Source organism: Ornithinimicrobium jinqii (assembly GCF_045032595.1).
Taxonomy (GTDB): Bacteria; Actinomycetota; Actinomycetes; order Actinomycetales; family Dermatophilaceae; genus Ornithinicoccus.
In genome coordinates this window covers 38,199-50,575 of record NZ_JBJFZS010000001.1, presented here as the reverse complement: position 1 = coordinate 50,575, position 12,377 = coordinate 38,199, and the positions used below count along the sequence as shown (strand labels likewise).

At 73.5% G+C, this 12,377-nt stretch carries 8 protein-coding genes; 2 read left to right on the top strand and 6 right to left on the bottom strand.

Annotated elements, in window-relative coordinates:
- Positions 1-31 precede the first annotated feature (31 nt).
- From ACI3ET_RS00135 to ACI3ET_RS00115, 5 genes are all read right to left on the bottom strand, one after another.
- Entirely contained in the window at positions 32-1,672 is a 1,641-nt protein-coding gene (locus ACI3ET_RS00135; RefSeq protein WP_405030861.1) for a thiamine pyrophosphate-binding protein, read from the bottom strand.
- A 1-nt stretch (position 1,673) separates the two neighbouring features.
- Complete coding sequence (locus ACI3ET_RS00130; protein WP_405030860.1) at positions 1,674-2,444, bottom strand: cyclase family protein; 771 nt, start codon at positions 2,442-2,444, stop codon at positions 1,674-1,676.
- 48 nt (positions 2,445-2,492) lie between these two features.
- Positions 2,493-5,819, bottom strand: coding sequence for a S41 family peptidase (locus tag ACI3ET_RS00125; protein ID WP_405030859.1), 3,327 nt, complete (start codon positions 5,817-5,819; stop codon positions 2,493-2,495).
- A 51-nt stretch (positions 5,820-5,870) separates the two neighbouring features.
- Positions 5,871-7,493, bottom strand: a complete 1,623-nt coding sequence (locus ACI3ET_RS00120; protein ID WP_405030858.1) for a Na+/H+ antiporter NhaC family protein — start codon at positions 7,491-7,493, stop codon at positions 5,871-5,873.
- A gap of 100 nt (positions 7,494-7,593) precedes the next feature.
- Positions 7,594-8,022 carry a universal stress protein gene (locus ACI3ET_RS00115; RefSeq protein WP_405030857.1) on the bottom strand — a complete coding sequence of 143 codons (429 nt, stop codon included), beginning with the start codon at positions 8,020-8,022 and terminating at the stop codon, positions 7,594-7,596.
- Positions 8,023-8,539: 517 nt separating this feature from the next.
- On the opposite strand from ACI3ET_RS00115, the gene ACI3ET_RS00110 reads away from it, so the two are divergent.
- Positions 8,540-9,178 carry an isocitrate lyase/phosphoenolpyruvate mutase family protein gene (locus tag ACI3ET_RS00110; RefSeq protein WP_405030856.1) on the top strand — a complete coding sequence of 213 codons (639 nt, stop codon included), beginning with the start codon at positions 8,540-8,542 and terminating at the stop codon, positions 9,176-9,178.
- Between the two features lie 73 nt (positions 9,179-9,251).
- A complete protein-coding gene (locus ACI3ET_RS00105; RefSeq protein WP_405030855.1) occupies positions 9,252-10,469 on the top strand; it encodes an FAD-binding protein in 1,218 nt (405 codons plus the stop codon).
- A gap of 66 nt (positions 10,470-10,535) precedes the next feature.
- Here ACI3ET_RS00105 and ACI3ET_RS00100 read toward each other — a convergent pair whose 3' ends face one another.
- A complete protein-coding gene (locus tag ACI3ET_RS00100; protein ID WP_405030854.1) occupies positions 10,536-12,290 on the bottom strand; it encodes a hypothetical protein in 1,755 nt (584 codons plus the stop codon).
- Positions 12,291-12,377 lie beyond the last annotated feature (87 nt).

Below are 12,377 nucleotides of genomic sequence, written 5' to 3'. Positions count from 1 at the left end.
GTACCGGGGTGAGACCCTCCGCAGGCGCCGATCAGTGCCCGCGGAACGCCTCCTCGAGCCACCACGCCGGCTCGTCCCGGGTCACCTTCGCCTGCACGAGCATCGGTCCGGTCGGTCCGGAGGCGACCCAGGCCCGGACGGCGTCCAGGTCCTCCGGCGACCGCACCGTGACCGACTCCATGCCGAAGCCGCGACCGACGGCCGCGAGGTCGGTGGGCGGGAAGCGCACGGTCGACAGGTCGTGCCCGTCCGGCCCGAAGTGGTGCACCTCGGCCCCGTAGGCCTCGTCGTCGTAGACCACGACGAGCATCGGCAGCCCCAGGCGCACGAGCGTCTCCAGCTCGCTGGCACCCATCAGGGCCCCGCCGTCGCCCAGCGCCGCGACCGGCAGCCGGTCGGGCCGCGCCAGGGCGGCCCCGATCGCCGTGGCGAGCCCGAGCCCGACCGACTGGAAGGCCTGGGTGAAGCAGAACCCCTGCTCGTCGGGGACCTGCAGGAACATGCTCGGGTAGCCCATGAAGTTGCCCGAGTCGACGGCGACCACCCGCTGCGCCGGGAGCAGGTCGTCGAGCGCGATGCTCAGCGTCCGCGGGTCGATCCGCCCCGCGCCGCTCACGTCCTCGAAGGGGACGTCGCGCCAGCGCAGCTCCCGCGCCAGGCGGTCGCGCACCGCCGGGCTCCGGTATGCCGTGCGCGGCGCGCCGAGCGCGTCGGTCACCGCCCGGGCGGTCACGGCCACGTCGCCGACCACGCCGAACGCGAGGTCCCGGTGGGCGCCGAGCGCGTCGGGCGTGTCGTCGACCTGGACGACGGTCGTGCCGGGGCCGATGAGCCGGCCGTGGCGCATCGTCCACATGTTGAGGGCGCACCCCCACCCGACGATCAGGTCGGCGTCGCTCACCAGCTCGGCGGTGAGCGGGGAGGAGAAGCCGCCGGAGACGTCCAGCTGCCACGGGTCGGCGGAGAAGAGGCCCCTGGCCACGGCGGAGGTGGCCAGCAGGGCCCCGGACCGCTCGCCCAGGGTCCGGAGGGCGTCCCGCGCCCCGGCCGACCGGCCGCCCCGGCCGACCACGAAGACCGGGCGCTCGGCGGCCGACAGTGCGGCCACGAGACGGTCCACGTCAGACGCGGACGGCGCGACCCCAGGAGGTGCGGGCGGCAGCGCCACGCTGCCCAGGGCGTCGTCGGCGACCTCCTCGCCCTGCACCGTCAGCGGCAGGTTGAGGACGACGGTGCGTCGGCCGTGGACCGCCTCGGCGACGGCGGCCACCGCCTGCGCGACCGCCTCCGCGGCCGAGGTGACCCGGTGCGGCACCGCGCCGACGGCACGGGCCATCGCCTCCTGGTCGACGAAGAAGTTGGACCGCGGCTCCCGCACCTCGGCCGCCACCACGACGAGCGGTGTTCGGCTCTTGGCCGCCTCCGTGATCCCGGTGAGGGCGTTGGTGAAGCCGCAGCCCTGGTGCAGGGTGACGGCGGCAGGGCGACCCGAGGTGCGGGCATACCCGTCCGCCGCCGTCGCGCCACCCGCCTCGTGCCGGGTCGCCACGAAGCGGGCCCCCGCGTCGACCATGGCATTGGTGACGTGGAAGTTGCCCGACCCGACGACGCCGAAGACGTGGTCGACGCCGCAGGCGACGAGGGCCCGGCCGACGGCCTCCGCGACGAGCACGTCAGCGCTCGACGAGGGCGAGCACCCGCACGGGCGAGCCCGAGCCGTCGACGATCTTCAGCGGCGGCGCGACGACCATCGCGCCGGTGGGCGGCAGCCGGTCGAGGTTCTGCAGCTGGGCGAGGCCGTACTTGCCCGCGCCGAGCAGCAGGCTGTGGCAGGGGAAGGCCGGGTCGAAGGAGTGGGCGGCCCCGGCGTCGGTGCCGACGGTCTCCACGCCGATCCCGATGAGGTCGGTCTCCTCGGCGACCCACCGGGCGCACTCCGGCGACATACCCGGGCTGGTCGGGCCCGTCTCGGTGTTGTTGATCATGTCCTGCTGGGTGGTGCGGCTCGACCAGCCGGTGCGGCACAGCAGCCAGCCGCCGCTGGGCAGCTCGCCGTGCTCGGCCACCCAGGCGTCGACGTGCGCGCGCTCGAGAAGCAAGTCGGGGTCGGCCTCGACCTGGGCGGTGACGTCCAGGACCGCCGCGGGGCGCACGAACATCGTCACGGGGACCGAGGAGATGTCGTCGAGGTGCTGGCCCGTCACCCAGTGCAGCGGCGCGTCGAAGTGGGTCCCGGTGTGCTCGCCGGTGCGGAAGTTGTTCCAGTACCAGGCCGGGCCGCGGTCGTCGTAGCGACTGATCTCCTCGAGCTGGAACGGGGCGGTCTGCCCGAAGTTCGGCGGGAGCTCCAGGAGCGGGGTCTGCGAGGACAGCGGCGCGGTGAGGTCGACGACCTCGATGCTGCCGTCGCGCAGGGCGTCTGCGAGCTGGGCGAGGATGGACATGGCACCTCCGGGAGCGCGGGTCGAGGACCTTCACCCTATGGCGACGACCTACCGCCGCACCCGCGGTGCCGGCAGCCCTGGCGCGGTGAGCGCCGGCTTCTCCTCGAGCATCCGCAACGCCTCGCTCATCGCCCGGTCGAGCTGCGGGTCGTCCTCCCCGAAGAAGTGCCCCGGGGTGTGCTCGACCTCGATGTCCGGGTCGACGCCGTGGTTCTCCACGCCCCACCCCTTGCCCTGGAGCCAGAACGCGTAGCGTGGCTGCGTGATCGCGGTGCCGTCGACGAGGTCGAAGCGGCCGTCGATGCCGACCACGCCGCCCCACGTGCGCACGCCGACGACCGGGCCCAGCCCCATCGCCTGCCCGGCGGCGTTGACGATGTCGCCGTCGGAGCCGGAGTACTCGTTGGCGACGAGCACGACCGGCCCGCGCGGCGAGGTCGCCGGGTAGCGACCGGGCACCGCGTGGTGCCGGGCGGGCGCCCAGCCGACCGCCTTGCCGACCAGCCGGGCCAGGACGAGCTGGCTGGTGTGGCCGCCCCGGTTGTAGCGCACGTCGACGACCAGGCCCTCGCGTGCGCTCGCGTGGCGCAGGTCGCGGTGCAGCTGCGCCCAGCCGTAGCTCGTCATGTCGGGCACGTGGACGTAGCCCAGCCGCCCACCGGAGCGCTCGCGCACGTACTCCCGCCGCGACCGCACCCAGTCCTGGTAGCGCAGGACCTCCTCGTCGGGCAGCGGCACCACGACCACGCGACGGTCGGTGCCGTCCCGGCGCAGGGTCAGCTCGACCGGCTTGCCGGCCGCGCCGAGGAGCCGCGTCGCGGGACCGTATGCCGCATCGACCGGCGCGCCGTCCACGGCCACGACCACGTCGCCGGCCCGGGCACCGACACCGGCGGCCTCCAGCGGCGAGCGAGCCTCGGGCTCGCTGGACTCGCCCGGCAGGATCCGCTCGATGCGCCAGCCCTCGTCCGTGGGGGACAGGTCGGCGCCGAGCAGCCCCAGCCTGCGCCTGGCGACCTGCGGGTCGGGCCGCTCGGGGGGCATGACGTAGGCGTGGGAGGTGTTGAGCTCGCCCACCGTCTCCCAGAGCAGGTCGACGAGGTCGTCGTGGGTGGCGACCGCCTCCAGGACCGGACGCCACCGCCTCAGCACACCGGCCCAGTCGACGCCGTCCATGTCCGCGCGCCAGTAGTGGTCGCGCATGATCCGGCCGTTCTCCTCGAACATCTGCCGCCACAGCTCCCGCGGCGAGACCTCGCGGCGCAGCCGGCCGAGGTCGACCGTGACCACCGAGGGGTCGCCCTCCTCAGGCTTGCGGCCGGCCGGGGTGACGGTGACGGTGTCCTTGTGCCGCACCACGAGCCGTTCGCCGTCGCCGGACACCTCGACCGTCCCCACCTTGTCGACGACCGTCTCCACGGCCCGCTTCGGGAAGGACCACAGCTCCACGCTGTCGGTGCCGGGCTCGGCGGTGACCCCGGCGCGGCGGGTGCCGAGCACGCCGGTCTCCCCGGCCTCGCGGACCCAGACGACGCCGTCCTTGACCACCCGCAGGGCGCGGTAGCGACCGCTCGGCACCGGGAACGGCACGACGCGCTGCTCGGCCCCCTCGGCGTCCAGGTCGGGGGAGGCGGGCGGCCTCTCGTCGTCCTCCGGCTCACCCGCTCCTCCCTCACCCGGGTGGTGCTTGCCCTTCGCGTCGTCCTCGGCCTCGCTCAGCCGCCAGCCCTGGGCGGTCGGCCCGAACGGGGGCGCCTGGTCCGCGGCCAGCGGGATCAGCCACGGGCGCGTCGAGCCGGAGAAGGACAGCGCGAACTCGTGGGCGTCGTAGTCGGGGTCGAAGGTCCGTTCGGACAGGAAGACCACGTGCTTGCCGTCGCGGGTGAAGGCCGGGTCGTGGTCGTGGAACGTGCCGGAGGTCAGCGCCACCGGGTGGGTGGCCGGGTCGCTGGTGTCGACCACCATCAGCCGGTGCAGCCCCGACTCGCCCTCCGTCGGCTGCGACCACAGCAGGTAACGCCCGTCGGGGGAGAAGGACGGCGAGAGTGCCTCGCCCTGGTCGGACAGCGCCACCTCCCGCACAGCGCCGTCGCCGGCGTCAGAGGCGGCGTCCGTGACGCCCAGGTCGACGAGCCGGACGGCGCCGTCGTGCGAGACCGTGGCCACGCGCTCGCCCGCCGGGTCGCTGACCAGGTGCAGCACCCGACCGAGCCGCCCGGAGGCGACGACGCGCGGACCCTCGCCGGCGCTGCCGGCGAGGTCGTGCACCTCCAGCCGGTCCTCCCCGTCGGCGTCCGTGACGACGACGGCACTGCCGGTACGCCCCAGGAACCCTGCTTCCCGCGCCCGGACCGCTCCGTCCGCGACCAGGGCCCGCGCGGGCCCCTCGCGGTGCGCGAGCCAGTGGAGGCCGCCGTGCCAGCTCACCAGGCTCGCGTCGCCGCCGTGGTCGGGGCGCAACGGGCCGAGCTGGGCGGTGGGCGAGAGGGAGTATGGCGTCGCCCCCGCCCCCGGCAGGCTCACCGTCACCTCGCGGGGGCTGGCGTCGAGACCGTCCAGCAGCCAGAGCCGGCCGCGGCTGTGCCAGACGATCCGGTGGCCGTCGGTGGCGCCGTCCCGGACGTAGCCCAGGTCCGGCCCCTGGTCGGTCAGCTGCTCCGGCACGCTGTCGGCGGTCACGTCGCCGACGGCGAACACCCACAGGTTGGCCTGCCGGTCGGCCTCCTCAGCCGTCCCGGGAAGGAGGGCGGCACGGTCGGAGACGAACACCAGCCGGCCGTCCACCCACATCGGGTCGACGATGCCGGCGGTCTCCTCGCGCAGGACGCGCTCCCACTCCAGACCTGCTGCGGGGTCGCCGCGGCCGAGCCACAGGTGCGGGGCGGTGCCGCCCCGGTAGCGCTTCCAGTGCGCCGGTGGCCGGCTGCCTGGTGTCGCCAGCGCGACCGTGCCGTCCTCCCGGACCGACACCCCCCAGGCCGGGCCCCAGGGCGGCGTCCGCACCGACCCGTCGAGCCCGACCGAGCGGACGACGAGATGACGCAGGTTGGGCTGCCCCGCGTGGGAGGCGACCAGCACCCGGTCCGGGCCTTCCCAGCCCAGGACGCGGGTGCTCTTGGCACCCCACCAGGTCAGCCGCCGGGGCGGACCGCCCTCGGCGACGGGCACCGCATACGCCTCGGGGTGGCCGTCCCGGTGCGAGACGAACGCGACGTGCGCGCCGTCCGGCGAGAACCGGGGGTGGGTGACCGGCACCGCGTCGTGCGTCAGTCGCCAGGCGCGGCCGCCGTGGACCGGCGCGATCCACACGTCGTCGGCGCCGACGAAGGTGATGAGGTCGTGGTGCAGGTGCGGGTAGCGCAGGTAGTTCTCCACGTGGTCGACCCTAAGCCAGGACCCCGCCCGCTCACGCCCGGGTGGACACCCTCACCGTGAGGCGGCCCGTGCCTTGATGTCCGCCTGCTCGTGCTCGGGGATCTCCTCCTCGAGGCGGGTGGAGACCACCTTGCCCAGGACCGCCACGACCGCGAGGCCGACCGCGACCGCCACCAGGCCGAGCCAGGGGCTCAGGGTGAGCGCGAACACGACATACCCGAGCAGTGCGACGACGGCGCCGACGATGGCGTAGGGCAGCTGCGTGGTGACGTGCGTGATGACGTTGCAGCCCGCGCCGGTGCTGGACAGGATGGTCGTGTCGCTGATGGGGGAGCAGTGGTCGCCCCAGACGGCGCCGGCCAGGACGGCGCCGAAGGCCGGCAGGAGCAGCTCGGGCCCGCCCTCGACGGTGTTCATGATCTGACCGGCGATCGGCAGGAGGATCCCGAAGGAGCCCCACGAGGTGCCCGTGGAGAAGGCCATCGCCCCCGCCAGGACGAACATGAGCGGGATCAGCCAGGCCGCCGGCAGGTCGGTGCGCTCGACGAGCCCACCGAGGTACTCGCCGGTGCCGAGCTCGCCGATGAGGGAGCCCAGCATCCAGGCGAGGAGCAGGATGTAGACGGCCGGGAGCATGGACGAGATCCCCTCCCACACGCCCCTGCCGAGGGTGGCGGCGGAGAAGCGGGGGTTGGAGGTGGTGTAGCGCACGTAGTAGTAGAGCGCGGTGGCGGTGCCCAGCAGGCCGCCGTAGAGCAGGGCGTCCGTGACCGCGGTGTTGGCCAGCAGGTCCAGGACGGCCCAGCTGCCGCCCGCCTGGTAGCCGGTCCAGACGATGCCCGTCAGGACGCCGGCGACCAGGACGAGGAAGGGCACCACCAGCGCCCGCTTGGCGCCCGGCTCGTGCACGGGCAGGTCCTCGGCCAGCTCGCCGGGCACCTCCTCGGTGGCGTCGTAGGTGCGGCCCTCGCGGATCGCGCGCCGCTCCTCCTTGCGCATCGGCCCCAGGTCGAGCTGCAGCAGCACGACGATCCAGACGAGCAGGACGGCGGTGATCGCGTAGTAGTTCATGAGGGCCGCCCCGAGGAAGGCCTCGACGTCGCTGACGGCCAGCGCCGATCCTGCGACGATCGGCGCCATGATGCCGATGATGCTGGCGCCCCAGCTGGAGAAGGGTGCCAGGACGGCGACCGGTGCCGACGTCGAGTCGATGAGGTAGGCGAGCTTGGCCCGCGCCACGTGCATGCGGTCGGTCACCGGTCGGGACACCTGGCCGACGGCGAGGGCGTTGAAGTAGTCGTCGATGAAGATGACGATGCCCAGCACGGCCGGGAGGATGGTCGCGCCGCGGCGGGTGCGGATCCGCTCCAGCGCCCAGTCGGCGAAGGCCGTGCTCCCGCCCGCCATCATGACCAGGGCGGCGATGATGCCGAGCAGCAGGGTGAAGATCAGGATGTAGACGTAGTAGGTGTTGACCGCCCCCTCCTCCCAGAAGATCCCGGAGAAGGCGTCCCAGACCAGGCGCAGGGCCGGCAGGGGGGACAGGTCGGTCACCAGCAGGGCGCTGGCCAGCACGCCCGCACCGAGGCTGAGGAGCACCTTGCGGGTGGCGATCACCAGGACGATGGCGATCAGCGGTGGCAGGACGGTGAGGACGGGCAGGTTCTCGGTCATGGCGGGCACCTTCCATGTCGCGTGACCTTCATCACAATAGCGACTGGCGCCCTCACCGGCGCTGGCCGACCGGCACGACCGCGCAGGTCGTGGCTTCAGGTCAGGAGGCGTCCGCGGTGCGAAGCACGTGCACCGAGCAGTGGGCGTGGCGCACCACGCCCGAGGCGGTCGAGCCGAGCAGGAAGTGCTGCCAGCCGGGTTGTGACGAGGCGATCACGATGCAGTCGTGGGCGCTCTCCTTCGCCAGGTCCAGGATGGTGCGGGCCGCATGTCCGGCCCGGATGACGACCTCCACGTCCGGGGCGTCGAACTCGTCGACCATTTCCTTGGCGATGGCCCGCTGGCTCTCCTCGACCGTCGGCTCCAGCGTGTAGACCTCGGCCGTCAGGTAGCCGGGGAGCTCCTCGAGCACCGCGATGACGGTGATGCTGCCGTCGGGGGACAGCAGCGAGCGCGCCACCTCCATCGCCCGCCCTGCCTCATCGCCGTGGCCGGGCGCGATCGGGACCAAGATCTTGGAGTAGGACATGGCGTCTCCCTCTCCTGGGGACCCGCACCCGCCGGGGTTGGAGATGACGAGACGCACCAGGCCATCTACGAGCCAGTGTAGTACTTGTCGGCTCTGCGGAGCCAGGGTAACTGTGACGACCTCACGACTGGGACGAGCAGATCTCGACAACCGGCCTACAGACGCTGACGGTGCTCGACGGCCCCGTCAGGACTCCGACTCTCCCGACCGCACGCGCGTCAGGGCAGCCACTGCCTCGTCCTTGGTCATCCTCGCAACCGGATCCTCCGGAAGAGCAGCGACGGTGATGAGCTGGTGCACCAGTGACGCAGGCCCAGAACTCTTCTGCAGTCACGTCGAGCCGGTCGGTCAGGATGGGTGGGAAGAAGACTCGCGCCGTAGGTGTGCGAAGCCCTGACCGGGCGGGAGATCCTCGTGCGCAGGATGCGGCCGTCGGCGAGAGCGACCTCGCCGGAACGTCCGCGTCGGTCCTCGTCACCAGGTCTACGCTGGAGCCAGGCCACAGACGAGGTGCGACATGGACGTCCAGCACGAACGGGTCACCGAGTTCCACTGCCTGCACGAGCGCGACTGCTTCGTGATGCCGACCCCGTGGGACGCCGGCCACCTCGACAACCACGTCACCCTCGAGGAGGCGCTCGCCCACCTGAGCGCCGTCGCCGCGGCGGTCCGGGTGCCGGTCAACGCCGACTTCGAGGGCGGGTATGCCGTCGCCCCGGAGGGCGTCGCCGCCGCTCGCCGGGCCATCGACGACAGCTGCACCGGCGTGCTGCTCACCGCGCGCTCGGAGGGGTTCGTCGTGGGTCGCCCTGATCTCGCCGAGACGGTCCACCGGCGGCAGGCGTATGCCGTGGTGGGCGCCGGCTGCCTCTACGCGCCGCGCCTGGGGACGATCGCGCAGGTCACCGCGGTCGCCGAGGCCGCCGAGCTGGGGGGTGCGCCGCATCAGCGTGGGGGGCACGCTGGCCCGCGCCGCCTGGGGCGGGTGGCTCGGCGTCGCGTGGGAGATCGCCGAGGAGGGGACGTTCACCGGCTTCTCCGCCCTGCCGGACGTCGACAGCCTGCAGCGCCGACTCAGGAGCGAGAACCCACCCGCGTGAGGGCGTGCGCGCCCGCGAGCAGGTCTTCCGCCCGCCGTCCCGCGTCGACGGCGTGACGATGGCCCGGCGCCGACAGGAGCAGTGGGTGCGGCGGGTCCGGTGGCTGGGTCCGGTGCTCGGAGTAGCGGGGTGAGCCCCCGCACCAACTGGGGCGGCAACCTCGTGTATGCCGCCACGGGCCTGGTCGAGCCCGTCTCCATCGCGGAGCTCCAGCAGCTGCTGCCGACCCTCGAGTCACCACGGGCGCTGGGGTCGCGGCACTCGTTCAGCCGGGTCGCCGACACCACCGGGGTGCAGGTCTCGACCGCGTCCCTGCCCCGGTCGGTCGAGGTGGACAGCGACCGCAGCGTCGTGCGGGTCGAGGGCGGGGTGCGCTACGCCGAGCTCTGCCCCGCGCTGGACCGGGCCGGCCTCGCGCTGGCCAACCTCGCGTCGCTGTCGCACATCACGGTCGCCGGTGCGGTCGCCACCGGCACGCACGGCTCGGGGGACGACACCGGCTCGCTGGCGACGCAGGTGCGGGCGCTGGAGGTCGTGGGCTGGGACGGTGAGCTGCGCCGCCTGGGTCCAGACCACCCCGACCTTCCCGGCGCGGTGGTGAGCCTCGGCCGGCTGGGCGTGGTCGCGGCCCTGGAGCTGGCGGTCGAACCGTCCTACGAGGTCGCCCAGACCGTGGTCGAGCAGGTGCCCCTTGACCGTGTGCTCGCCGACCTCGACGCCGTCACCGCGCTGGGCTGCAGCGTCTCGCTCTTCACGACGTGGACCTCGCCCGACGTGCTGGACCAGGTGTGGGTCAAGCGCCGGGGCGACCGGCCGACCAGTCCCGACCCGGCCGGGGCGCTCGGGGGACGGCTCGCGGAGGGTCAGCGCCACCCCATACCCTGTGTCGACCCCGCCCCTGCCACCGAGCAGGGCGGTGTGCCCGGCCCGTGGTGGACCCGGCTCCCGCACTTCCGTGCCGACCACGTACCGTCCGCCGGCCGGGAGATCCAGAGCGAGTGGCTCGTCCCGCGGCGGCAGGCGGTGGGGGCGATCGAGGAGCTGCGCGGGATGGCCGACCGGCTGACGCCGGTGCTGCAGGTGTGCGAGATCCGCACGGTGGCCGCCGACGACCTGTGGCTCAGCGGCGCCCACGGGACGGACGTGGTCGGCCTGCACTTCACCTGGCACCTCGACCCCGCGGCCGTCGCTGCCGTGCTGCCCGAGCTGGAGACGAGGCTCGCGCCGTTCGCGGCCCGCCCGCACTGGGGCAAGGTGTACCGCGAGGGGGAGCTGGACCCCGCGTTGCTCTACCCACGGTGGGGAGACTGGCGGGACCTGGTCCGGCGGTGGGGTGCGTCGGGCTGAGGCGGCCATGCTCACCGACTGATTCCAGGAGCGGCGTCTTGCAGGGTTCAGCCGGCCCCTGATGCCTCACTCGCCCAGATACTCCTGCCGCTTGCTCGACACAGTGAGGTCGAGGTGCAGCAGGCATGAGGACGCATCGTCGGCGTCGTCCCACCCGAGCTCCTGAAGCATCCGGGTGCCCCGCTCGGCGACCGAGCCCGTGACCCCGAAGGCGGCGAGCAGCTCGCCGACCGAGCACACCCCATACCTCCCGACCAGGTCGTTGGTGACGACCACCACCCAGGTGAGCGCCGCCGCGGTGCGCGGGATGCTCCGCCCGCGGGTGAAGAGGGCGGGGTCGGTGGCCATGAGCCGAGCGGCCGTGCGCCGCAGGGCGGTGCGCGCCTCGAGGCCGAAGAGCTCGAGGGTGACCGGCTCGGCCAGCGCGAGCACCTCCCCGACCAGGGCCCGCTCGGCTGGCGAGAGCTCCGGCAGGACGAGCGGCTCGTCCGGCAGCGGGTCGGGCTCGACGTCGTCGGGGTCGGGGTAGCCGTCGTCAAGGCCAGAGCCGAGGAGGTGGTGGAACAGCTCCGCGGTGCTCGTCGGCCCCTCCTGCCCCGCCATCATGGCGCGGAACTGCGGCTCGAGCAGGTCGACGGTCGCCAGGACGTCCTCGGTGAGCGCGGGGTCGACGCCGGTGCGGTGGTGCACGAAGCGGGCCCATCCGCGCAGCACCTCCGGCATCGCTGCGCGGGTCGTGTCCGACAGCCCCAGCGACAGGTCGGCCCACAGGTCGAGCATGACGCGGCGCACGGTGTCGGGGGAGACCTGCAGCAGGCCCGTGCCCAGGTGCAGCTCGTGGACCCAGGCCAGGACGTGGGCCGTGTCGGCCTCGTGCCCGAACCGGTCGAGCACGAAGTGCTCGCTGGTCATGAACTCCTCGACGAGCGCATCCCGGCGTTCGTCGCGCTCGTCCATCGACATGCCCGCAGCGCCCCCGTCCGCCTCCGGGTCGAACGGCAGGTCGCGCAGCACGCGCTCCATGAGCGGAAGGCTGCCGGGCCAGCTGTCGGACTCCTCCCGGGGCCGGCCCGCGAGGAAGCTTCTGATGGCGGGTTCGAGCCGGGCGCGCGCATCGCCGGGGTCGATCGTCTCGGTGGTGAGGAGGTCACCCTCGGACTCTTCGGCGATGCGGACGTAGTCCCGCTCCGAGATCGGCGCGACGTAGGCGTCGGTCACGGCACCGTGCAGCGTGTGGTCGACCTGCGCGATCAGGCACGCCGACCCACCGCCGGGAAGGTGCAGCTCGAGGACCACGTTCTCCGAGAGTCCCAGTGGCTCGCTCGACAGGAGGGCGCGGCTCACAGCGAGGTCGTCGAGCCGGTGGACCCAGGCAGGAGCGGGTATGCGGTCGGGCTGGCTCGCGCGCACCAGCTCACCGATCTCGCGGTAGCGGGTGACAGAGGCCATGACCCGGCACAGCAGGTGCATCTCCCAGGCGTCCGCAGCGAGCAGCGCGCGGACGAGGTCGAGGTCGGGGAGGAGGTCCTCGTCGTCCGGGTCGTCCCGCTCCGGGTCGTCCGGCTCCTGCAGGCGCGGGTCGATGCTGGCCAGCACCGTGCTGGCCAGACCGAGCAGGAAGAGCGGGTCCGCTTCCGCAGCGGCGAGCCTGACCGCCTCCGGGAGCGAGCCCGGCCCGTCGAGCTCGGCCGGGAGGGTCCGGGTGGGTGGGGGTGGCCGCCATCCGGCGACGGGGCCGCCCACGAGCTGGAGCGGCGGCTGGCCGGAGCGCTGCTGTCGCCTGCGGCGGCGTGCGGTCTTGTCTGATCCGCGCTGGCTCACCGGCTGCACAGTAGTCGGAGGGGCGTCCCGCATCCGTCAAGACGAAGTCTTGACCTGCGCCAAACCCCGTCTTGACCGGGACCGGCC